This window comes from Candidatus Methylomirabilota bacterium, assembly GCA_035764725.1.
Lineage (GTDB): Bacteria > Methylomirabilota > Methylomirabilia > Rokubacteriales > CSP1-6 > DASRWT01.
Genome location: DASTYT010000019.1, coordinates 18032 through 39481, shown reverse-complemented (window position 1 = coordinate 39481; position 21450 = coordinate 18032). Strand labels below are relative to the sequence as shown.

General features: G+C 70.5%; 21 protein-coding genes and 1 pseudogene. 5 read left to right on the top strand and 17 right to left on the bottom strand.

The annotated features are described in order from the left end of the window. Nucleotides 1-65 precede the first annotated feature (65 nt). From VFX14_02590 to VFX14_02535, 12 genes are all read right to left on the bottom strand, one after another. Nucleotides 66-836 carry an SDR family oxidoreductase gene (locus VFX14_02590; protein HEU5188556.1) on the bottom strand — a complete coding sequence of 257 codons (771 nt, stop codon included), beginning with the start codon at nucleotides 834-836 and terminating at the stop codon, nucleotides 66-68. 3 nt (nucleotides 837-839) lie between these two features. Next, on the bottom strand, nucleotides 840-1751 hold the full coding sequence (locus tag VFX14_02585; protein HEU5188555.1) for a sulfurtransferase: 912 nt from the start codon (nucleotides 1749-1751) through the stop codon (nucleotides 840-842). Nucleotides 1752-1755: 4 nt separating this feature from the next. Then, nucleotides 1756-2952, bottom strand: coding sequence for an acetyl-CoA acetyltransferase (locus tag VFX14_02580; GenBank protein ID HEU5188554.1), 1197 nt, complete (start codon nucleotides 2950-2952; stop codon nucleotides 1756-1758). A 21-nt stretch (nucleotides 2953-2973) separates the two neighbouring features. Next, the gene (locus VFX14_02575) at nucleotides 2974-4386 is read right to left on the bottom strand and encodes an OB-fold domain-containing protein (GenBank protein HEU5188553.1); all 1413 of its coding nucleotides are present in this window, start codon (nucleotides 4384-4386) and stop codon (nucleotides 2974-2976) included. Between the two features lie 10 nt (nucleotides 4387-4396). Further along, on the bottom strand, nucleotides 4397-5569 hold the full coding sequence (locus VFX14_02570) for a cytochrome P450 (GenBank protein HEU5188552.1): 1173 nt from the start codon (nucleotides 5567-5569) through the stop codon (nucleotides 4397-4399). 28 nt (nucleotides 5570-5597) lie between these two features. After that, a complete protein-coding gene (locus VFX14_02565) occupies nucleotides 5598-8075 on the bottom strand; it encodes a CoA transferase (protein ID HEU5188551.1) in 2478 nt (825 codons plus the stop codon). Further along, nucleotides 8072-8956, bottom strand: coding sequence for a haloalkane dehalogenase (locus VFX14_02560; GenBank protein ID HEU5188550.1), 885 nt, complete (start codon nucleotides 8954-8956; stop codon nucleotides 8072-8074). The genes VFX14_02565 and VFX14_02560 overlap by 4 nt, the downstream gene beginning before the upstream one ends. A 13-nt stretch (nucleotides 8957-8969) precedes the next feature. Further along, a complete protein-coding gene (locus VFX14_02555; protein ID HEU5188549.1) occupies nucleotides 8970-9854 on the bottom strand; it encodes an alpha/beta hydrolase in 885 nt (294 codons plus the stop codon). A gap of 14 nt (nucleotides 9855-9868) precedes the next feature. Continuing rightward, entirely contained in the window at nucleotides 9869-10141 is a 273-nt protein-coding gene (locus VFX14_02550; protein HEU5188548.1) for a hypothetical protein, read from the bottom strand. 146 nt (nucleotides 10142-10287) lie between these two features. Continuing rightward, nucleotides 10288-11103, bottom strand: coding sequence for a carbohydrate ABC transporter permease (locus VFX14_02545; GenBank protein ID HEU5188547.1), 816 nt, complete (start codon nucleotides 11101-11103; stop codon nucleotides 10288-10290). 7 nt (nucleotides 11104-11110) lie between these two features. Beyond that, nucleotides 11111-12016: a sugar ABC transporter permease gene (locus tag VFX14_02540; protein ID HEU5188546.1), complete on the bottom strand. Its 906-nt coding sequence runs from the start codon at nucleotides 12014-12016 to the stop codon at nucleotides 11111-11113. Then, the gene (locus VFX14_02535; protein ID HEU5188545.1) at nucleotides 12013-13365 is read right to left on the bottom strand and encodes an extracellular solute-binding protein; all 1353 of its coding nucleotides are present in this window, start codon (nucleotides 13363-13365) and stop codon (nucleotides 12013-12015) included. Before VFX14_02535 ends, VFX14_02540 begins: the two co-directional genes overlap by 4 nt. Before the next feature lie 76 nt (nucleotides 13366-13441). Between VFX14_02535 and VFX14_02530 the strand changes: the two genes are divergently transcribed. Together VFX14_02530 and VFX14_02525 are read left to right on the top strand one after the other, a co-directional pair. Then, nucleotides 13442-14329: a phytanoyl-CoA dioxygenase family protein gene (locus tag VFX14_02530; GenBank protein HEU5188544.1), complete on the top strand. Its 888-nt coding sequence runs from the start codon at nucleotides 13442-13444 to the stop codon at nucleotides 14327-14329. Beyond that, nucleotides 14326-15129: an alpha/beta hydrolase gene (locus VFX14_02525; GenBank protein HEU5188543.1), complete on the top strand. Its 804-nt coding sequence runs from the start codon at nucleotides 14326-14328 to the stop codon at nucleotides 15127-15129. Before VFX14_02530 ends, VFX14_02525 begins: the two co-directional genes overlap by 4 nt. A 30-nt stretch (nucleotides 15130-15159) precedes the next feature. Here VFX14_02525 and VFX14_02520 read toward each other — a convergent pair whose 3' ends face one another. The 5 genes from VFX14_02520 to VFX14_02500 form a co-directional block, all read right to left on the bottom strand. Further along, on the bottom strand, nucleotides 15160-15933 hold the full coding sequence (locus VFX14_02520; protein ID HEU5188542.1) for a DUF4239 domain-containing protein: 774 nt from the start codon (nucleotides 15931-15933) through the stop codon (nucleotides 15160-15162). A gap of 4 nt (nucleotides 15934-15937) precedes the next feature. After that, nucleotides 15938-16834 carry a TIGR03619 family F420-dependent LLM class oxidoreductase gene (locus VFX14_02515; protein ID HEU5188541.1) on the bottom strand — a complete coding sequence of 299 codons (897 nt, stop codon included), beginning with the start codon at nucleotides 16832-16834 and terminating at the stop codon, nucleotides 15938-15940. 103 nt (nucleotides 16835-16937) lie between these two features. Continuing rightward, on the bottom strand, nucleotides 16938-17804 hold the full coding sequence (locus VFX14_02510) for an EamA family transporter (protein ID HEU5188540.1): 867 nt from the start codon (nucleotides 17802-17804) through the stop codon (nucleotides 16938-16940). Continuing rightward, entirely contained in the window at nucleotides 17801-18298 is a 498-nt protein-coding gene (locus VFX14_02505; protein HEU5188539.1) for a DUF6644 family protein, read from the bottom strand. The genes VFX14_02510 and VFX14_02505 overlap by 4 nt, the downstream gene beginning before the upstream one ends. After that, nucleotides 18295-18666 (bottom strand): DUF6152 family protein, encoded by a 372-nt coding sequence (locus tag VFX14_02500; protein HEU5188538.1) that lies wholly within the window; start codon nucleotides 18664-18666, stop codon nucleotides 18295-18297. Before VFX14_02500 ends, VFX14_02505 begins: the two co-directional genes overlap by 4 nt. Nucleotides 18667-18748: 82 nt before the next feature. Here VFX14_02500 and VFX14_02495 point away from each other — a divergent pair, with 82 nt between their 5' ends. From VFX14_02495 to VFX14_02485, 3 genes and pseudogenes are all read left to right on the top strand, one after another. Continuing rightward, nucleotides 18749-19999: an outer membrane beta-barrel protein gene (locus tag VFX14_02495; GenBank protein HEU5188537.1), complete on the top strand. Its 1251-nt coding sequence runs from the start codon at nucleotides 18749-18751 to the stop codon at nucleotides 19997-19999. 17 nt (nucleotides 20000-20016) lie between these two features. Further along, entirely contained in the window at nucleotides 20017-20862 is an 846-nt protein-coding gene (locus VFX14_02490; protein ID HEU5188536.1) for an LLM class flavin-dependent oxidoreductase, read from the top strand. Then, nucleotides 20859-21430, top strand: a pseudogene (locus VFX14_02485) (NADPH-dependent FMN reductase). The gene VFX14_02490 and the pseudogene VFX14_02485 overlap by 4 nt, the downstream one beginning before the upstream one ends. Nucleotides 21431-21450: the final 20 nt, after the last annotated feature.

Genomic DNA, 21450 nt, shown 5'->3' with positions numbered 1-21450 from the left:
CGGCTCGCCGAAGCGATGCGCGGCGGGATCGAAGGCGGACGGGTCGGCGGCCACGGAAGCGGCGGCTAGCGCGCGGTGTAGCCGCCGTCCACGGGGAGCGCGACGCCGGTGATGTAACTCGCGTCGTCGGAGGCCAGGAAGAGGCCGGCCTGGGCGACCTCCATCGGCGTGCCCACGCGCCCGAGGGGGATTACCTGCTTCATGCGGGCGAGGTTCTCGGCCTTGTTCGACTCCACGTCGGGCCGGCCCATGAAGATGTCGAGCATGGGCGTGTCGATCGGCGCCGGGCAGACGCAGTTGACCCGGATCCCGTCGGGCGCGAGCCGGATCGACAGCGACTTGGTGAGCCCGGTCACGCCGAACTTCGCCGCCGAGTATACCGGGCTGAAGGGCGAGCCGTAGATGCCCGCGATGGAGCTGGTGAAGAGAATGCTCCCGCCCCCGCGCTGCCGCAGGGCGGGGATCGCCTCCGCGGTCGTGATGAGGACAGTCCGCAAGTTGAGCGAGAGCGCGAGGTCGACGTCGTCAAGGTCCACGCCCTCGACGCGCCCCGGGCCGGGATGGCCCACGTTGTTCCAGAGGATGTCGAGTCCGCCGAAGGCGGCCACCGCCTCGCGGACGACCCTCTTGCTGTCATCCTCCCGCGTGAGGTCGCAGGGGATCCCGTGGGCGCGGCCGCCCGCCTTGACGATCTCGTTGACGGTGTCGCCGATGCGCCCCTTGTCGATGTCGGCGACGGCCACCGCCGCGCCTTCGCGCGCAAAGAGCACGGCGGCCGCGCGCCCGATGCCCGAGGCGGCGGCGGTGATGAGTGCGGTCTTGCCCTTGAGGCGCATGGCCTAGCCTCCCGCGATCCGCGTGCCCTCGCGCCCGGTCTCCATCGGCATAGCGGGGTCCGCCGTCCACTCGCCCAGCGAGCCGTCGTACACCGCCACCCGCGGGTAGCCCAGCATCGTCATCACGAAGGCGTCGGTGGTAGCGGCGATGCCACCGCCACAGTACGTGATGATCTTCTTGTTGGGGTTTGCCCCCACCTCGGCGAACAGCTCACGCAGCTCCGCGGGCGGGCGGAAGGTGCTGGGCTTGCCGGACTGAAGCCGCGCGAAGGCCACGTTCACGCTGCCCTTGATGCGGCCGGCGCGGCCGTAGCTGATGCCGCCTTCGCCGGTGTGCTGCTCCGCCGAGAGCGCGTTGATGGTGCAGACGCCCTGGTCCGCGATCTTGGCGCGCACTTCCTCGCGCGTGGCGATCAGCTCCGGCCGGGGCCGGGCCACGAAGCGCGCGGGCGGATAGGTGGCGGGCTCCGTCGAGACGGGCCGCGCCTCCGCCGCCCACTTCTCCCAGCCGCCGTCCAGCACGGCGGCCCCATCGAAGCCAAACGCACGGAGCATCCACCAGATGCGCGTGGCCCACATGATGTTGCCCGCGCTGTAGAGCACGGCGCGGGTACCCTCGCCGAGGCCGTGGCGTGACATGGCGGCGGCGAACTGATCGGCTGAAGGCATGGTGAAGCGGAGCTTGCTGGAGAGGTCGGACAGCTCGCCCTGGAGATCGAGGTAGTCCGAGCCGGGGATATGCCCCTCGGCCCACTTCGGGCGCCCGCTCTCCGCCCGGAACGTGGTGACCGGGTCGGGCTTGAGATACGTGGTGCAGTCGTAGACGCGGAGGTTCCGGTCGTCGAGGTGGGCGGCCAGCCACTCCGTCGTCACCAGGTACTCGGGGTGGACGAAGGCATCGCCGGCCGCCTCCACGGCGCTAGCTCCGCTCGGAGCCGACGACCGACACGAACGACACGCACTCGCCGGGCGCGCCGCCGAGATTGTGCGTGAGCGCGAGCTTCCGGCCGCGGGCGACGCTGGCGATCTGCCGCTGGCCCGCCTCGCCCCGGAGCTGCAGCCACGCCTCGAACAGCATGCGGAGGCCCGAGGCGCCGATGGGGTGGCCGAAGGACTTGAGCCCGCCGTCCGGATTCACCGCCAGCTCGCCCTCGAGGTCGAACGTCCCATTGAGCACTTCCTTCCAGCCGGTGCCGCGCTGGGCGAAGCCGAGATCTTCCATGAGCACGAGCTCGGTGGGCGTGAAGCAGTCGTGCACTTCCGCCATGGCCAGCTCGGCGCGCGGATCCTTCACGCCGGCCTGCGCGTAGGCGTCGGAGGCGGAGGCGACCACCTCGGGGAAGGTGGTGTAGTCGTAGTCGGGATCGATGGGGCCGGTGGCCGGGCCCGCGATGAACGAGAGCGCCTTCACGAACAGCGGCTTGTCCGTGTACTTGTAGGCGTCCTCGGCGCGGACGATCACCGCGGCGGCGGAGCCGTCGGACACGCCCGAGCAGTCGAAGATGCCGAGCGCGCCCGCCACCTGGGGCGAGCACGCGATCACGTCCTTGGCCACCTCCTTGCGGAACTGCGCCCGCGGGTTCAGCGCGCCGTTCTTGTGGTTCTTCCAGGCGATGCGGGTCATCGCCTCCTTGAACGCGGCCTCGTCCACACCGAACTTCTTGCAGTAGGCCGGCGCGAGCAGGCTGAAGGTGGCGGGCGCGGTGAGGCCGGCGCGCGTGCCGTCCTCGGGGGCGCCGATGCTGGGCAAGCCGGAGATGCCGGAGTCCTTCAGCTTCTCCACGCCGATGGCCATCGCGACGTCGTAGGCGCCGCAGGCGACGGCGTAGCAGGCATTGCGAAAGGCCTCCGAGCCGGTGGCGCAGTAGTTCTCAAGCCGGCTCACCGGCTTGTAGTTGAGCTTGAGCGGCCGTGAGAGCGTGAGCCCGCTCTGCCCCGAGAAGAGCGTGCCGAGCCAGAAGGCGTCCACCATGTCGATGGGCACGTTGGCGGAGTTGAGCGCGGCCTGGGACGACTCCACGAGCAGATCGCTCACGCTCTTGTCCCAGCGCTCGCCGAAGGACGTGCAGCCCATGCCGACGATCGCTACCCGGTCGCGAATGCCGTTGCTCGCCATGGTGTTGGCCTCCTTGGGGTCTCAGTCGCCCTGGATCGGGCGGGCTTTCCAGAAGTAGTTGTGCACGCCGTGGGCGGTCATGGGCCGCCGGAACGTCAGCTCCACGCGGTCACCGATCTTCACGGCCTTGGGATCCACGTCGGTCAGTTCGCAGGTGAAGCGGCCACCGCCCTCGAAGTCGAGCACGCCGACCACCACCGGCGGCGACAGCGAGTAGGCGAGGCGATCCACCGTGTAGGTCGCGATGGTCGCGGGCACATCCGCCATGCGCTCGGGCGTCATCTTGTCCACCGCGTGGCACTTCATGCAGACGCGCGCGGGCGGGAGCGCGCGAGTGCCGCAGGCCTGGCAGCGGCTGCCCGTGAAGCCGAACTTCCACGCCTCGGCGCGGAAGGCGGGCGGCGCCGCGGGCGCCTGGGGATCGGGCCGGCGCGGCGGCTCGCGCTTGAGGAAGCCGCGCCAGGTGAGGAACGTCGCGTACGAGACCTTGCCGCCGGCCGCCGCCTGCTTGGCCACCGGCACCTTCTGGCGATGGGCGGCGAGCGCCGCCGTCGCGCGCCAGATCGTCACGTCGCAGCCGTCGGCCAGCGAGACCACCGCGATCAAGTCGCCGGCCTTCGCGCGGTCCAGCGCGTCGGCGAGCAGGAGGCCCGCGTGCGCGGTGCCGGTGTTGCCCACCGTGCCGGTCAGATCGTCGGCGATGGCCTCGGGCTTGGCGCCCACCGCGGCCTGCGCGCGCTTGTTGGCGCGCCCGTGCGGGCCGGCCACGATCAGCGCGGCGAGGTCGCCGGCGTTGAGGCCGGCTTGTTTGAGCGCACTCGTGATCGCGGCGTCCGCCAGCGGCACGTACGCGTGCTCGCCGAAGCGCTCCTCCCATTGCCGGGAAGCGGCATCGCCGGGAATGCGCCAGCGCTCGAGGAACTCGGCGCTCGCCGAGGCCGAGGCCACGTGCTCGGCGAGCACGGGCGCCTGCGCGTCACCCGCGGCCAGCAGGAAGGCCACCGCGGCGTCGCCGCCCTCGCGCTCGTCGCCGCCGCCCGGCAGCCCGGTGCGGATGTCGGCGATCACCGCCAGCGTCGGACGGCCCGCGTCGATGGCCGCGCGCAGCACGCCCGCGCCCGATCGGATCGACCCCAGCATGTCGAAGGCCATCGCCGAGTCGTCGAGCGAGAGCGCGGCGTGGATCGCGGTCGCGTTGGTCTTGTCGAGGTACGCGGGATCGGCGGTGGCGAAGTAGATCGCGCCCGGCGCCGCGCCCGGGGCGCCGCGGAGCGCGGCCCGGGCCGCCTCCACGCCCATCGACGTCGTGTCCTCGTCATAGGAGGCCACCGTCCTCGTGCCCTTGCCCCCGCCGCTGGCGAGGGCGTCGCCGATGGACTTCCGATCGAGACGGAAATAGGGAAGGTACGAGCCGTAGGCGACGATGCCGTTCATGGGATTGCCCTCAATCTAGCATATCGAACAGGGGGATGCGCGTGTTGACCGACGGCCGATACGTGCGCCGCGCGGGCAGGATGGTGGGGTCGAGACCGGCATCCAGGAGCGCGCTCACGCCGGCCGCGGCGATGCCAACCGCCAGCATCTCGCCCGGGCAGGCATGCGCGCCCACGCCGAAGGTGAAGAGCCGCCGGTCGGCGCGGCGCGCGTCGAAGACGTCCGGGCGTGGATTGGCGGCGGGATCGCGATTCGCCGCGGCCAGCAGCACGAGCACGATCTCGCCCTCCACCATGTCCTGACCGTTCACGCGCCCGGCCGCGCCCACCCAGCGCCGCGTGTTCTGCACCGAGGGGTCATGACGCAGCACCTCGCGCGCCACCGCGGGTAGGAGCGCGGGCTCCTCGTCCACGGCCGCGCGCAGGCCGGGCGCGCGCGCGAGCGCGAGCAGCATGTTGCCGATGAGACCGGCCGTTGCCTCGTAGGCCTGCGACATGAAGCCGATCCCGTTGGCGACCACCGTGTCGGTGCTCTCGATCCCGGCCCGCCGCGCCTGGCGCGCGAGCACGGGCAGGAGACCCTCGGCCGGGCCGTCGGTCAACGTCATCTGCCCCAGGTCGAGGAGGCGCCCCGCCGCGTCCTTGCCGCGCTCGATCTGGGCGAGCGTGCTGCCGGGCGCGAGGCAGCGCACGAAATGCTGCATCCACTGGGAGGTCTGGCGCAGGAACGCGGGCGGCATGCCGAGCAGGCTCGCGACCACGTAGACGGGCAGCGCGAAGACGAACGACGTGAGCGCGGCGGGATCGACGCCGTCGCCCGCGAGCGGGCGCGCCCAGCGCGCGCTCTCGTCCGCGATGCGCTCGGCATCGAGCGATTGCAGCGTGGCCGCCACCGCGTACTTCGCGGCCTCGTGACTCCCACCGTCGGTCATCCGGATCAACTGTCGGAAGATCTCGCCCGCCGGGGAGCCCCGCAGCGCCGGGGGCACGGGCTCCGCAGGCGGCCGCACGCGGAGGCGATCGCTCATGAGCGCCGCGGTGACCGCCTCCGCGCTCGATGCCACCCAGTAGCCCTGGAGCTCGTCCTTGTAGAAGGGGCGCGCGGCGACCAGCTCCGCGTAGTACGGGTAGGGATCGGGATGGGTGACGGCGGAGACGGGGTCGCGAGGCGGCGGCAGGCTCATGGATCGAGGGCGACGCTCGGCGGGCGCGTCAGACGAAGACGTCCGCGGCGACCAGCCGCGCGATCTCGTCCGGCGAGAGCCCCAGCACCTGGGTCAGGATCTCTCGCGTGTGCTCGCCCAGCAGCGGCGCCCGGCGCGGCGCCGCGTCCTCGCCCATGCGGAAGGCCCAAGTCTCGTAGGGCGTGCGGCCCATCTCGGGATGCTCGACCCAGGCGAAGGCCCGCCGCGCCGTGAGCCCCGGATCCTGGTGAAGATCGGCGCAAGATTGCGCGACGCCCGCCGGCACGCCCGCGGCCTGGAGCCGCTCGGCCAGCGCGCCGGGGGACTCGGTCGACGTCCACTCGGCGAGGCGCGCATCCAGCGCGGCCTCGTGCGTCTTGCGCCCGGCGGCGGTGCGCCAGCGCGGATCGAGCGCCCATTCGGGCTTGCCCATCGCCTCGACCAACGCGTGCCACTGCGCGTCGTCCTCGCAGACGATCGCGCACCACCGCTCACCGTCCGTTGACCGGCAGGGATAGATCCCGTGCGGCGCCATCACCGCATCCGCGTTGCCGCCCGAGCGCGGCACGCGCCCGTTCACCGTGTACTCCAGGATCTCGGGCGCCAGGAAGTGCAGGCTCGACTCCAGCTGCGAGAGGTCGATGTGCTGACCGAGCCCGGTGCGCCGGCGATGATCCAGGGCGGCGAGGACGGCGGTGGAGGCGAAGTGATGCGCCACGAAGTCGGTGTAGGCCCCGTAGATCATGGCGGGCTCGCGGTCGGGCCAGCCCGTCACCGAGTAGAAGCCGGCGAGCGCGGCGGCGAGCGAGCCGTAGCCGCGATAGTGCGCGTGGGGCCCCGTCTGCCCTTGCTGGCACGAGGAGAGATAGATGAGACGCGGGTGGTCGCCGCTGAGCGTGGTCCAGTCCAGGCCCCAGCGGGCGGTGGTGCCCGCGCTGAACGACTCCACCACCACGTCGGCGGTGGCGATCAGTCGGCGCGCCAGGTCGCGCGCTTCCGGCTTGGCGAGATCCAGCGCCATCGAGCGCTTGCCGGCGTTGTAGTTGGCGAAGCCCTGGCTGCGATTGGGCCCGGCCTTGCCCTCGGCCCACGGCGTGAGCGTGCGCCCGGGGTCCAGGCGCCGGGCCGACTCGAGGCGGATCACGTCGGCGCCGTGGTCGGCGAGGAGCCGCCCGGTAAGCGGGCCCGTGGCCACCCAGGCGAAATCCACCACGCGCAGGCCCTCGAACGCCCGGCGCCCGTGCACCGCGCGCATCGTCTCCGGGGCCGGCTCCCCGTCGGCGCGGGGCGCCGCCCAGTCGCGGAGCACCGCGACGGTGTCCTCGCCGAGGCGCGGCGCGGGCGCGGGCGGGCGCAGCGGCGTGAGGGAGAGCTTGGCCCACGCGGCCGGCACGGGCACCGTACGGCGCAGGCGGGGCTCGGCCACCGGCACGAAGAAGCCGCGCGCGGCGAGCTGGCGGTCCTCGGCGAGATCCGCCATGTCGGCCACCGGCGCGATGAGCAGCCCGCGTTGTAGCGCCGCCTCGTAGAGCTGGGCCTTGGTGCGCGTGGCAGTGAATGCGGCCACCACGTCGGCGACGCGATCGAGGTCCTCCTGGCCGCGCGCCCCCGCGGCGTGGAGATACGCGTTGTCCCACTTCACCCAGTCACGCTCGCGCATGAAGTCCGGGGCCGCGCCCTCCTCGGCCATCCACTTCACCAGCGCCGTCATCATGGCGCCCGACAGCACGCCGCCGCCCACGGTGAGGGCCACGAAGCCGTCCCTGGCGCGGAAGAGGATGCGCCGCCGGAAGCCCGAGGTACGCACCGCAGAGCCCTCGCGGTTCGGCGTGAAGCCGTGCAATGCCGGCAACGCGGTCGCGCTCAGGAGCGTATTCACCACCGCGTGCTGCGCCGAGGCGTCCACCCAGCGGCCTTCGCCGGTCTGCTCGCGCTCGAAGTGGGCGACGAGGGCTCCGAGCACCGCCTGCCCCGCGGCCTGACATGCGGCTTGGGCGCCACCCACCCGCACCGGTGGCCGGTCGGGATCACCGACGGGATAGAGCATGCCGCCCATGGCCTGCACGATCAGCTCCGGCCCGCGCCAGTCGCGGTGGGGGCCCGACTGCCCGAAAGGAGAGATGGAGGTCAGGATGAGGCGCCGGTTCTCGCGATGGAGCGCGGGCCAGCCGAGGCCCCAGCGGTCCAGCGTGCCCGGCGGCAGCGCCTCGAAGAGGAAGTCGGCCGCGCGCACGAGGTCGAGGAAGCGCGCGCGGCCGTCCGGCGACTCCAGGTCGAGCGCCACGCTGCGGGTGCCGCCGGCATAGGCCCACCAGGCCAGGCTCGCCTCCGGCGGGGTCACCCCATCGGCGAAGGGCGGGAGCCGCCGCAGCGCGCTGCCCTCGGGCGGCTCCACGCGCACGACGTCGGCGCCCAGGTCGGCGAGCATCTTGCCCGCGAGCGCGCCCAGCGGGCCCACCAGATCGAGGACGCGGTACGGAGCGAGCGCGCCGGGCGTCGCGGTCACGAAGGGATGCGGGAGAGGAAGCCGGCGATGGCCCGGCCGATCTCGTGCGGCGAATCTTCCTGGATGAAGTGGCTGCCGCGCACCGTGATCTCGTCCTGATGCGGCCAGGTGCGGCAGAACTCGCGCTGGGGGCCGGTGAGGATGGTGCCGGGATCGGCGTTCACGAAGAGCTTGGGCAGCGGGCTCTTGGCGAGCCAGCGCCCGTACTCCTCCACGATGGCGACCACGTCGGCCGGCTCCCCGTCGATGGGAATCTGGCGCGGCCAGGTGAGGGTGGGCCGCCGCGACTCGCCGGACTCGAGATACGGCTTCCGGTAGACAGCCATCTCCGCGTCGGTGAGGCCGCGCAGCACGCTCAAGGGGAGGATGCGCTCCACGAAGACGTTCTTCTCCAGCACCATCTCGTCGCCTGCGGGGGAGCGCATGGCCTGGAAGACCTTGCGCGCGACCTCGGGCCACTCGGCCCATGTCAGCGGGCGCACGATCGCCTCCATGTAGACGAGCCCGCGGACGCGCTCGGGATGCCGCCGTGCCCAGTGAAAGCCCAGCGCCGAGCCCCAGTCGTGGACGACGAGCGTGATGCCCTGCGTGAGGCCGAGCCCCTCGAACCAGGCGTCGAGATAGCGCTGATGGTCGGCGAAGCGGTAGGAGCCACCGGGCGCCTTGCCGGACTCGCCCATGCCCACGAGATCGGGAGCCAGGCACCGGTGGCGGTCGGCCACGTGCGGGATGATATTGCGCCAGAGATAGGACGAGGTCGGATTGCCGTGGAGGAACACCACCGGCTTGCCCTGTCCCAAGTCCACGTAGGACAACTCGGTGTCCAGGACACGCGCGCGGCGCCGCGGATGCGGGTCGGCAGCGCTGATCGGCTCGCTCATCTCCGCGACGCGATCAGGCCGGGCGCGCCTTGAGGAAGTCGCGGATGTAGCCGTTCACCTCCGCGGGCTTCTCGTGGGCGACCCAGTGCGTGCCGTCCGGGATGCGGCGCACGGTGAGGTCGGGCACGAACTTCTCGAGGCCGTCCAGGTTGGCGGTGAGGAGGGCCCGGTCCTTCTCGCCCCAGATCACCAGCGTGGGTACCTTCACGGTCATGGCCGAGAGGTCCGGCGAGATGCCGCGCGGCGCCTCGCCCGGCGCGGGCGGGCCCACGCGCGCCGCGCGGTAGAAGTTGAGGCCGCCGGTGAGCGCGCCGGGCTGACCCCACGCCTCCAGATAGGCCTTGCTGTCCGCGGGCGTGGCCCAGCCCGACGGCTGGCCTTCGCCCAGCACCATCTGCCTCAGCAGGGCGAAGTTGTCGTGGCTGAGCGTCGCTTCCGCTTCCGGGCTCCGGAACATGAGCATGTACTGGCTCGCCTTCTGCTGGTGCGGATTCTCCGCGAGCAGACGCTGGAAGACGGCCGGGTGCGGCGCGTTCACGATGACGAGGCGCTCGAGCCGCTCGGGCTTCATGAGCGAAAAGGCCCAGGCGACGGCTCCGCCCCAGTCGTGGGCGACCAGCGTGAACTTGCGCGCGCCCAGGTGATCGGCGAGGGCGGCGAGATCCTCCACGAGCAGGGGCACCGCGTAGTCCTTCACGTCCTTCGGCTTGGACGAGAGGTTGTAGCCGCGCATGTCCGGCGCCACCGCGTGGTGGTCACGCCCGAACTCGGTGAGCTGGCCCTGCCAGGCGTACCAGAACTCGGGGAAGCCGTGGACGAACATCATGAGCGGGCCCTTGCCCTCGGAGGCGTAGTGCAGGCGCTGGCCATTGACGTCCGCGTAGTGATGCGTGGGCATGGGGTCGTCTCCTCCTACTTCTTCGGCGTTTCGCCGGCGGCTTCGAGCGTGACCGCGTCGCCCACGATCACGTACACCACTTCGCCGTTGGAGGCCTTGTACGTCCACTTCTCGAGGGGGCCGAGCTTGCTGATATCCGACGGCTTGCCGAGAGCCTTTTCCAGCTCGGCGCGGGTGGTGATGCCGCGCGCCTTGGTGAGGAGGTCTTCCTTGCTGGACGGCCCGCAGCCCGCGAGGGCGAGCAGCACGAGGCCGATGACGAGGCCGGCAAGCGCGTGCGGGGTCATGCGCCGATGATACGCCAACCCCCGGGCGCCGATAAGGGGCCATCCGCTTCGTTGCCGCCCTCGGCCAGCCGCTCGACGTATGCGGCATACCCCTCGCGCACGGCTCTCGGGCGGCGCCTCGCGGCTGACCCCTTCTCGCCACCCGGTTATCCTTTGACCGAGCCTGCGACCAGCCCCTCCGCCATCCAGCGGTGGATGAAGACGTAGAGCGCGACCACCGGGATGGTCGTGATGACCGAGGCCGCCATGAGCTGGCCCCAGTGAAATACGTCGCCGTAGATGAGGAGGTTGAGCCCCACCGGCACCGTGATCCGCGTCTCGTCCGTGATGAACACCAGGGCGTAGAGGAACTCGTTCCACGACAGGGTGAAGGCGAAGATGGCCGAGGCAACGAGGCCGGGCGCGGCGAGCGGCAGCAGCACGCGGACGAAGGCGGTGATCCGCCCCGCCCCATCGATGAGCGCCGCCTCCTCCAGCTCCTCGGGCAGCGCCTTGAAGAAGCCGATGAGGAGCCAGGTGCAGAACGGTACGGTGAACGTCGGGTAGGAGAGGAAGAGCGCGGCGAGGCGATTGGTGGCGCCGAGCTCGGTGAGCACGCGGTAGAGCGGGATGAAGAGCAGCGCGGGCGGGATCAGATAGACGATGAGGATCAGGCTCGCCACCGCTTCGCGGCCGGGGAAGCGGAGACGCGCCACCGCGTAGCCCGCGAGGCTCGCCACCACGCTGGTGATCAGCGTGACCACGAGCGCTGTCACCAGGCTGTTGCGGAGCCATAGAGGGAAGCGCGTCTCCGTCCAGAGCCCGGTGTAGTTCTCCCACGTGAAGGGGTTTGGGACGTAGATGCTCACCGCGAACTGGATCTGCTCGTAGGTCTTGAACGACATGCTGGCGATCCACCAGAACGGCACGAGGATCACTAGCAGGAAGAACACCAGGCCGATCCAGGTCATGGCGCGCGTCATGGCCGCCTCACCTCCGGTCCCGCAAGAGATAGCGGCTGATCAGGATGATCCCGACCACGAGGATTGGCACCACGAAGATCGAGATGGTCACGCCGCGGCCCCAGCGGAGCTGGTTGAACGCCACCTGGTACGAGTAGGTGGCGAACACCTGGGTGGCGGTACCGGGCCCGCCCCGGGTCATCACGTAGATGATGTTGAAGTCGTTGATGGTGAGGATGAACGAGAGCAGCGTGGTGACGATGATCACGTGCTTGAGCCCGGGCAGCGTGATGTGCCAGAAGCGCCGCCCGGAGCCTGCCCCGTCCACCGACGCCGCCTCGTAGAGCTCGCGGGGGATGCTCACCATCCCCGCGAGGAAGGACACGCCGAAGAACGGGAAGGCGCGCCACCAGTTGGCGATGATCACCGCGGCCATTGCGCCCGCCGGCGTGGCCATGAAGGCGATGGGCTGGGACAGGAGCCCCACGTCGAGCAGGAAGCTGTTGAGGAAGCCGCGTCCCGGGAAGGCGTCGAACATCCAGCGCCACGTGAGCGCGATGATGACGGTGGAGGTGATCCAGGGCAGGAGGAAGAGCCCGCGGAGGAAGTTGCGGCCGCGGATCACGTTGTTGAGGACCAGCGCCATGCCCAGTCCGGTGACGACCTTGAGCGCCACCGAGACCATTGTGAAGACCAGGCTGTTCCAGATGACCTGCTGGAAGGCGTCGTCCTGCGCCAGGTAGATGTAGTTGCGGAGTCCCACGAAGCGCTCGGGATAGCCGACCAGCTTGTCGGTGAGCGACAGCCAGATTGCCCGATAGAAGGGGTAGATGATGAGCCCGACTACCAGGACGAAGAGCGGGAGGAGAAAAAGGAGCGCGGTGCCGGTTTCCCGGCCCCGCGCCCCGATCCAGCGACGCGAGCGCGAGCTCACCCCTTCAGCGTGTCGTAGAGTTCCTTGATCTTCTTGTCTTCCCACTCGATGGCCTGGTCCACCGACCACTTGTCGACGATGACCTTGGCGGGCGCGTCGGTGAGGACGTTGGACGCCTGCACCTCCGCCGCCGCCGCGGTGACGGGGCCGGGCCAGCCGGTGGGCGCGAACCACTCCGCCGCGCGGCCGAACGTCCGGTAGTTCTCGTTCTTGTTGAAGTAGTCCTTGGAGGCGGCCTTGGCCTTCTCCAGCACCGGCGCGAACTGGCCGTAGGAGTCCTTCATCACCAGCACTGTCTCCTCGGGCGAGACGAGATGGGCGATGAGGCTCATGGCCGCCTCGGGATCCTTGCTGCCCTTGAACACCCCCATGGACATCGCGATGGCCTGCATGCGGCGCCCGTCCGGGCCGGCGAGATGGGGCAGCGCCACGTGGTTGGCCAGCGCCTCCTCCTTCATCTTCTTGTCCTTGGCGTCGGTGGCCTTGGCCACCGCGTTCTCCATGGCGAAGGTGATGCTGGGCCCGTTCGAGGTCTGCGCGATGTTCTTCGCGATGAAGTTCTCGTTGCTACCAGACCCCGTCCAGGTCAGGGTGTCGGCGGGCTGAAGCTGATTCGTGTAGATGTCGGTGGCCCACTTCATGACCGTCTGCATCTGCGGTGTCTTGATGGACTTGTACTTGCCGCTTTTGTCCGCCCAGCCCACGCCGTAGGAGTACATCAGGCTCTGCATCACGCCGTAGCCGTCGGCGGTGCGGTTCCAGCTCTGCCCCATCCCGTAGAAGTTGTCCTTGGGCCGGGTGAGCGCCTGCGCGGCTTCCTTGGCCTCCGCGAACGTGTTCGGCAACTTGACCTTGGCCTTCTCGAAGACGTCGCGCCACACGTACCAGAACGCGCCCATGACGTACCACGGCACCGAGTACACCTTGCCGTCGATCAGGGTGACGGGCGCGATGTTCGCGGGCGCCTTGCCCACCTGGCCCTCGATCGACTTCGAGAACGAGGTGAGATCGAGCAGCTGGCCCATGCCGGCGAAGCGCGCGGGGGCGCCGGTCTCGAGCTGGCCGACGTCCGGCGTGCTGTTGCTCTCGATCGCCGCCACGTACTTGGTCTGCATGTCCTCGAACGTGAAGTACTCCACGGTGACGCTTGCCCCGTGCTTCTGCGCCCAGCGATGGGCGCTCGCCTCGATGGCCTTGTTGGTGGGCTCCACGTACGTCTTGAGGATCCACATGCGCAGGGCGGTGCCCTTCTTCACGGCGGGGAAGCCGATCCGGGGCAGCGAGAGGGCGGCGGTGGCGCCGAGGGCGCCCGCGAGGACGGCGCGACGGCTGATGCGGCGCTGTGACATGGCTAGGTCTCCTGATCTCCGATGATCGTGAGGTGTCGAGATGCGCTCTAAACGGGCGCCATGATACCGTAGACACATGATCAGCGCCAAGGACGTCGCCCATTATCGCGAACACGGCTATCTCGTGGTCCCGGGCGTGCTCGACGTCGCCACGGTGGACACGCTGCGCCGCGAGCTCGATGCCATCCTCGAGGGCGCGCGCGAGGTGACTGCCCACACCGATGTCTACGATCTCGAGCCGGGCCACCGTCCCGACGCGCCCCGCGTGCGCAGGGTGAAGACGCCGCACAAGTTCTTCGACGGCTTCAAGCGCCTGTACCGTGACCCCACGCTCGTGTCGATCCTCCAGGCCTTGCTGGGACCCGACGTCCGGCTGCACGGCTCGAAGCTCAACCTCAAGGCGCCGGGATACGGCTCGCCGGTGGAGTGGCACCAGGACTGGGCGTTCTACCCGCACACCAACGACGACGTGCTCGCGGTGGGCGTGATGCTGAACGACGCCACCAGCGACAACGGGCCGCTCATGGTGGTCCCGGGCAGCCACCGCGGGCCCATCTTCGACCACCACGCCGACGGCTACTTCTGCGGCGCGGTGGACCCGGTGGCGGTCAAGGACGAGATCGCCAAGGCAGTGCCGCTCAGCGGCCGCGCGGGCTCGATGTCCTTCCACCACGTGCGGCTCCTCCACGGCTCCGCGCAGAACGTGTCGAAGCTCCCCCGCGCGCTGCTCCTCTACGAGTACGCCGCTGCGGACGCGTGGCCCCTCATGGGCGTGAAGGACCTCGCGGAGTTCGATGCGCGCCTGGTGGCGGGCGCCTCCACCCTCGAGCCGCGCGTCACGCCGGTGCCGGTGCGGATGCCGCTGCCGCCCGCCCTCAACCAGGGCTCGATCTACGAGAATCAGACCGCGGCGCGCCGCTTCTTCTCGTTCACTCCGGAGGCGGAGGCGCCGTCCCGCACGTGAGCGTCGCCGCCCGCCTCGGCGCGGTGCTGCTGCTCGCCTTGGTCCACGCGGTTTCTTGCCCGCCCGCCTGGGCGGAGCCCGAGCGCGTGATCGACGTGCCCACGCGGCCGGGCGTGAGCGAGCGGCTGCTCTTCATCGCGACCCCCGACGCCAAGGCCACCGTGATCCTGTTCGCGGGCGGTCACGGGGGGCTGCGCCTCACCCCGGACGGCAAGATCGGCTGGGGCGCCGGCAATTTCCTCGTGCGGACGCGGCAGATGCTCGCCGCGCAGGGCGTGAACGTCGCGACGCTGGACGCCCCCTCCGACCGCCAGGGCGAGCCGTTCCTGAACGGTTTCCGGCAAACGCGCGAGCATGCCGCCGACGTCAAGGCGGTGATCGCGGCGCTGCGCCAGCACGCGGCCAGTCCGGTATGGCTCATGGGCACGAGCCGCGGCACCCAGTCCGCCGCCTTTCTCGCCACCGAGCTGCCGCGCGATGCCGGCGGCCCCGACGGGGTCGTGCTGACCTCGACCATCCTCACCGAGCGGCGCGGAAGCCGCGCGGTGCCGGGGATGCCGCTCCAGTTCATCAAGGTCCCCGTCCTCGTCGTGCATCACAAGCACGACGGCTGCGAGCACTGCCGCTACACGGACCTCCCGCTCCTCACGGAGAAGCTGACCGGGGCGCCCCGCAAGGAGGTCATGGTGTTCGAGGGCGGCGCCACGCGCGGCGACCCGTGCGAAGCCTTCGCGCACCACGGGTACAACGGGATCGAGGGGGACGTGATCGCGAAGATCGCGGCCTGGATCACCCGCTAGCCCGCTCTCGACCCTCGGTCGTCAGCCCCCCTACTTCATGCTGGCGCGCAGCTGCAGCATCACCTCGTCGATGGCATCGATCCGGAAGAAGCCCAGCCGCGGGTACTCGATGTCCATGATCACGTAGACGGTGACGGACAGGATGATCGAGAACCCGATCACGTGCACCCAGTCCCGCTTCTCGGCGCGCGAGAGGTCGAAGCCGGTCAGGAGCGCCGTGATCAGTGCGAGCGCCAGCAGCATGACGAAGACGATGGCGGGCGGGTGGATCTTGTTGGCCATGGTGCGGGTGGTGTTGAGATCGAACATCGAGTTGAGCGCAGGGATCAGAAGGTTGCACGTGGCGGGCGGGTTCTCCGGCCGCTGACATCCCGCGACCCCCTGCCGCCAGATCTCGCCTTGGATGGCGATCCCGCGGTCGAGCTCCGTTTGGATCGCGGCCATGTCCGGAACCTTCCGGTACGTCGCGATTCGCGAGTCGGTGTAGCGGCGAAACAGGTCGCGGAGCGAAGGCTGGACCGCCGCGGGCAGGAGATCGAGTCGCAGGTACGCGGTCCCGATTGCGTTCGCCTCGTCCACGATGAGATACCGGCGCGAGTCGAAGCGTGTCGCCGCCCCTGAGAACGTGAAGGCGATGAGGAGCGCGAGGAGGCCGTAGACCGCGCCCCCGATGGCGGTACGTCCGGTCTGAGATGCGTCGTCGCTCTTCGTCCGTCGGCCGAAGAGACGTCCGGCCTCGATCATGACGACCATCCCGATGAACAGGACGATCCCCAGTCCGATGCCGATGTGGGTAGGGTTCATGCGCTTAGCCGACCGTCGGCTTGACCTCCCGGGCGAAGCGCTCCAGCACCGCCATCATCCCCGCCACATCCGCGGCGGGCGGCATGTCGAAGGTGACCCACTCGCAGCCGAGCCGCGCCGCGCGCTTCACGTCGCCCGCCACCTGATCGGGCGCGCCGGCGTACGGGACGCGGTCCGCGCTGCCGTCCTTGGCCCCGAGCCCCAACATGTTGCGCGGCGCGAAGCGCACCGCGCCGTCGGGCCGCCCCGCGCGCTTGGCCAGCTCCTTCACCGTGGCGATGCCCTTCTCGAGGTCCGCCCAGGAAAGCCCCAGGGGATGCCAGCCGTCGCATTGCTCGGCGGCCCGCCGCATCGCCGGCGCGGAGAGCGCGCCCGGCGCGCCGCCCGCCCAGATGGGCGGATGAGGCTTCTGCGCGGGGCGCGGCGCGAACGTGGCCCCGCTGAACGTGAAGTAGCGGCCCGCGAACTGCGGAACGTCCGCGGCCCACGCCGCCTTGATGATCTTCAAGTACTCGTCGGTCTGGGCGCCGCGCTCCTTGAAGGGGAGGTTGAGGTCCTTGAACTCCGCCTCGTCCCAGCCCACGCCGATGCCGAAGATGAAGCGGCCGCGCGAGACCTGATCCACGGTGGCCGCGGCCTTGGCGGCGACGAGCGGGTTGCGATACGGGAGCACGATGACGCTGGCTCCCACGTGGATGCGCGTGGTTCGGCCGGCGAGGAAAGACAGCAGCGAGAAGGGATCGGGCCACGAGGGGCCGTAGTGCTGGGTGGTGGCCGGCTTGGCGAGGATGTGATCGGGGACGAAGATGCCGTCCCAGCCGAGCTCCTCCGCCTCGAGGGTGAGCCGCTCCGCGTCCGCCGTGGTGAGCCGCCAGATGGGAAGGACCGCGCCGAATTTCATGGGGAAGCCTCCTTCGGTGTGGTGAGTCCGATGGCCATGCGGCGCGGGAAGCCTACTGCGAAGCGCTCACCGTGCGCAACTGTCACCGCGCGGAGCGGGCTCGCTAGCGCCCCAGCACCAGGCACACCGCGCCCAGCACGGTCAGGATGGCGGCGGTGAGCCGGCCGGCCAGGCCCTGCTCGCGGAACAGCGCGCTGCCCATCAGCACGCTGAACACCGCGGAGGTGCGGCGGATCGACGCAACGTAGGCGGCGGGCGCCAGTCCGAGCGCGAAGACCTGACAGCCCGTACCCGAGAGCACGAGGAGCGCGTGGATCAGCACCCGGAGCAGCTGGTCGGGGCGGGCGGAAGCGGCGAGCGCGCGAGGGCGACGGAGCAGGGCCAGGACGAGCAGCGGCACCGCGAGCGCGAGATAGGCACCCACCAGATAGGACGGCACGTGCATCGCGAGCACATTGTGCCGGTCGATGGCGGCGAGGATGCCCAGGAAGAACGCGGCGCCCAGCGCGTCGAGCGCGTCGGCACGCGCGAAGAGGCCCGAGAGATCGAGCCTATGGCCGGACGTTGCGCTGAGCCCCGCCGTGCCGAGCACCGCCAGCCCCACGCCGATCCAGCCGACGCCGTGGGGCAGGGTGCCGGTGAGCCACCAGTCGGGAAGGACCGAGAAGACCGGCGCAAGCGCCAGCACCGGGCCCACGATCGAGATGTCGCCGCGCGCGCTCGCGCGGGTGAGGAGAAGGGAGTACCCGCCCGCGCAGCCGGTCGCGAGCCCGATCCAGCCCCACATGTGCAGCGGGATCTGCAAGCGGCCGCCCGTGAGGTAGATACCCGTGGTCCAGAGCACGAGGCCGACTCCCTGCGTCCAGACCACGAGGATCAGCGGGGGAATGTGCGGCGCCTTGCCCTTGACGAAGGTGATCTGGCCCGCCTGCAGCAGCGCGGCGCCGAGGGCGAGCGCGAACCAGGTCAGAGGTAGGCGAGCAGCCGTCCGCAGGCGATGACGGACAGCCAGAGGATCATCGAGAGGAGCGCGGCGACGCGGGCAGGGGCGGGGGCGGGCAGATCGCGGTCCCAGCGCGCCACGGCGCGGAAGGGCCAGCGGTGGAAGGCCCACGCGTTCGCGCCGGCGGCGGCGATCAGGAGCAGCTTGACTCGGAACGCCGGATTCTGCGCCCACTCCGTCGCGTGGGCGGTGAACATGAGCGCCCCCGAGAGGGCCACCATGCCGAGCCCGACGCGGGCCCAGGGCAGGAGGTGCGCAGCGAGCGCGGCCACGGGCAAGCCGCGGGAGACGCCGAGGAGGCGAAGGTCGAACATCACGGCGCCCCCGACCAGCGCAGCGATGCCCGCGATGTGGAGGACTTCCACCGCGGGGTAGAGCCAGAGCCACTGCCGCATCGCCACCGCGACGGGGCTGGATTCGAGCCAGACCAGCCAGGCCGCCGCCCGCGGATCGTGGATCAACGCAGCTCGGTGGTCTTGCCGTCGACGGTGATCCGCTCCGCGCGCATCTCCTCGGGGTCGGTGCGGTTCGGATAGCCGACGACCGTCACCGTCTTGCCGGGGCTGAGGGCGGTGCGCGGCAAACCGCGGTTCTCCATCCGGGAGGGTGGGGCGAGCACGACCCGCCAGGTCTTGCCGGGGACCTGGAGCTGCACATAGCCGTGCGGGTGCTCGTACCCGGCTTCCTTGATGGTGCCGGTGAGGTTCAGCGTGGTGCCGGAATCGTAGCCGCTCCAGCCGTGATGGGCGCTCGCGTGCGGGGCGGCGACGAGCGTGACGGCGATGGCAAGCACGAGCGCGAAGGGAGCGGTCACGGTGCGCGATGTCATCGTCGGGTCCTCGCGGGAGATTCTCCCATGAAATTGGCAGCGGGGCGATCGGCCCGCCCGGATATGATCGCGAGAGCCGTCGATGACACGCGCCGACCTGCTCCTCGCGCTCCTGGCCCTGGTGCTCGCCGCCGCGCCCCTTGCGGCGCGCGCGCAGACGACGGTCCCCGCTCCGCCGGCCGAGCCCGCGGCCGCGCCCGACGCCGCGCCCGCCACACCGCCGGCGCCCGAGGAGAAGACGCCCAGCTTCCGCGACGAGGTCCGTCTCTTCGCCTATCTCGAGATGAGCTACACGTGGAATCTCGGCGGGGCCAGCCGGGGCGGGGTGAACGAGTTCCGCGTGTACGACGACGTCGAGGGCTTCACCTTCAACATCGCCGAGTTCTCCGTGAAGAAGGACCCGTCCGAGCGGTACCCGTTCGGGTTCGGCCTCGTGCTCACGGTGGGGCAGGATTCGCAGAAGAACCACTCGCTCGGGATATTCCGCGACGAGGACGATCAGTTTCCATTCCGGAACACGTCGCACTTCGATCTCCAGGAGGCGTACCTCTCGGTCCGGATTCCCCTGGGGACCGGCCTCATCCTCAAGGCCGGGAAGTGGGTGAGCCTCCTCGGCTACGAGGTCATCGAGTCGCCCAGCAACCTCAATTTCTCGCGGGGCTATCTCTTCAACCTCGCGGGCCCGTTCACCCAGACCGGCGTCGTCGCCACCTACGCCTTCACGGACTGGCTCACCGTCCAGGCCGGCGTGAGCACCGGCTCGGACACGACCGTCGACAACAATGACCGGCCGTCGTTCGGGGGCGGCTTTCAGCTCGCCCCGCGCAAGGACCTCACGCTGACGATCGGCACCATCGTGGGGCCCGAGCAGAACGACAACCACACCCACACCCGCTGGGTGCTCGATCTCGTCGGGGTCTACACGGGGATCGACAAGCTGACGCTCGCCGGCGAGATCACCGGCGGCAAGGAGGATCGCGAGGCCTCGCTGGTCGCGCTGGACACGCGCCAGGATGCCGACGCCTCGTGGTGGGGCTGGGGGCTCTGGGCGGCCTACGACTGGACGAGCCGCTTCCGCACCGCGCTGCGCCAGGAATACTTCAAGGATGCCGACGGGGCGCGCACGGGATTCGGCAAGGGACTCTCCCTCTGGTCGACCACGCTCACGTTCCAGTACAAGATCTGGCGGGGCCTCGTGAGCCGGCTCGAGTATCGACACGACCAGGCGAACGAGCGCGCGTTCCGCGAGCGCTACGACAAGACGCGCACGCTCGTGCCGACGTCGCACTCGATGGACACGATCTCGCTGAGCGCCTCCTACACGTTCTTCTAGGATTGCGAGACCCCGACATGAAGACCGATCTCCTCCTCGTCCCTATGGGCGCCCGCTACACCGAGATGCGGGCGGCCGCGGTGGCCGCGGAGGAGGCGGGCTTCGACGGGCTCTGGACCTGGGACCATCTCCGCGATCCGGACGGGGGCGCCGCGTCCTCGGTGCCGGAAGTGTGGACCACTCTCGCCGCGCTCGCTGAGGCCACCCGGCGAATCATGCTGGGCCCGCTCGTGCTGAACGTCGGCATGCGCCAGCCGGGGCTGCTCGCGAACATGGCGGCCACGCTTCAGCAAGTCTCCGGGGGCCGCCTGCTGCTCGGGCTCGGCGCCGGAGGCAGCCGCGCCACGCCCTACGTGCGGGAGCAGGAGGGCATCGGCATGCCGGTGGAGCGCGACGCGGTGCGGGCGGCGCGTGTCGCCGAGGCATGCCAGGTGCTGCGGCGGCTCTGGGCGGGCGACGCGTCCGACTTCACGGGCACGCACTATCGCCTCGAACAGCCGACCGGCTTTCTACGATCAGATCCCGCCCCGCCCATCGTGGTCGGAGGCTTCGGCCCGCGCATGGCGGCGATCGCGGGCCGCTGGGCCGACGGCTTCAACACGCCGGCGCGGCACCCGCAGCTCGCCGAGCTCGTCGGCGTCGCGCGCGAGGCGCACGCGAAGGCCGGGCGCGATCCCGCGCGCTTCCTCGTCACCGTGTTCGCCGGGCTGGCCGATGGCTGGCTCGGCGCTGACTCGGGCCCGCGCCGCGGCCTCGAGGCCCTCGGCGTCGCCCGCGTGATCCTGCTCGTGTCGCCGCCCTACGACCTCGCCCGCATCCGCGCAGCGGGGCGGCTCCTTCCCACCCGCCCGGAGGCCTCATGACCACTCCGATTCGCGTGCTCGGCATTGCCGGCAGCCTGCGCAAGGCCTCCTTCAACCGCGGCCTGCTTCGAGCCGCCGCCGAGATGCTGCCCGAGGGCATGAGCCTGGAGGCGTACGAGATCGCGGCGCTGCCGCTCTACAGTGGCGACCTCGAGGCGGCGGGCCTGCCGGAGCCTGTGCAGGACTTCCAGCGGCGCATCGAGGCCGCCGACGCGATCCTCTTTGCCTGCCCGAGTACAACTACTCCATGGCCGGCGTGCTGAAGAACGCGATCGACTGGGGCTCGCGGCCGTCGCCGGCCCGCCAGGTGCAGCCGTTCAACGGCAAGCCGGTGGCGATGATGGGCGCCTCGGCGGGCACGTTGGGCACGGCGCGCGCGCAGTATCACCTGCGTCAGACCTGCGTGTTCCTCAACATGCTCCCGCTGAACAAGCCCGAGGTGTTCGTGCCGGCCGCCCAGACCAAGTTCGACGCGAGCGGCCGGCTCACCGACGAGACAGTGCGCACGCGGATCCGCGAGCTGCTGGAAGCGCTGGCGGCTTGGACGTGGAGGCTGCAGCCGAAGTAACGTCCGACGGCCGGCGCCCG

Excerpts from the sequence above, each read along its gene's own strand:
- VFX14_02590 (HEU5188556.1), bottom strand. The coding sequence starts at position 836 with ATGCGCCTCAAGGGCAAGACCGCACTCATCACCGCCGCCGCCTCGGGC.
- VFX14_02580 (HEU5188554.1), bottom strand. The coding sequence starts at position 2,952 with ATGGCGAGCAACGGCATTCGCGACCGGGTAGCGATCGTCGGCATGGGC.
- VFX14_02575 (HEU5188553.1), bottom strand. The coding sequence starts at position 4,386 with ATGAACGGCATCGTCGCCTACGGCTCGTACCTTCCCTATTTCCGTCTC.
- VFX14_02570 (HEU5188552.1), bottom strand. The coding sequence starts at position 5,569 with ATGAGCCTGCCGCCGCCTCGCGACCCCGTCTCCGCCGTCACCCATCCC.
- VFX14_02560 (HEU5188550.1), bottom strand. The coding sequence starts at position 8,956 with ATGAGCGAGCCGATCAGCGCTGCCGACCCGCATCCGCGGCGCCGCGCG.
- VFX14_02555 (HEU5188549.1), bottom strand. The coding sequence starts at position 9,854 with ATGCCCACGCATCACTACGCGGACGTCAATGGCCAGCGCCTGCACTAC.
- VFX14_02550 (HEU5188548.1), bottom strand. The coding sequence starts at position 10,141 with ATGACCCCGCACGCGCTTGCCGGCCTCGTCATCGGCCTCGTGCTGCTC.
- VFX14_02545 (HEU5188547.1), bottom strand. The coding sequence starts at position 11,103 with ATGACGCGCGCCATGACCTGGATCGGCCTGGTGTTCTTCCTGCTAGTG.
- VFX14_02535 (HEU5188545.1), bottom strand. The coding sequence starts at position 13,365 with ATGTCACAGCGCCGCATCAGCCGTCGCGCCGTCCTCGCGGGCGCCCTC.
- VFX14_02530 (HEU5188544.1), top strand. The coding sequence starts at position 13,442 with ATGATCAGCGCCAAGGACGTCGCCCATTATCGCGAACACGGCTATCTC.
- VFX14_02520 (HEU5188542.1), bottom strand. The coding sequence starts at position 15,933 with ATGAACCCTACCCACATCGGCATCGGACTGGGGATCGTCCTGTTCATC.
- VFX14_02515 (HEU5188541.1), bottom strand. The coding sequence starts at position 16,834 with ATGAAATTCGGCGCGGTCCTTCCCATCTGGCGGCTCACCACGGCGGAC.
- VFX14_02500 (HEU5188538.1), bottom strand. The coding sequence starts at position 18,666 with ATGACATCGCGCACCGTGACCGCTCCCTTCGCGCTCGTGCTTGCCATC.
- VFX14_02495 (HEU5188537.1), top strand. The coding sequence starts at position 18,749 with ATGACACGCGCCGACCTGCTCCTCGCGCTCCTGGCCCTGGTGCTCGCC.
- VFX14_02490 (HEU5188536.1), top strand. The coding sequence starts at position 20,017 with ATGAAGACCGATCTCCTCCTCGTCCCTATGGGCGCCCGCTACACCGAG.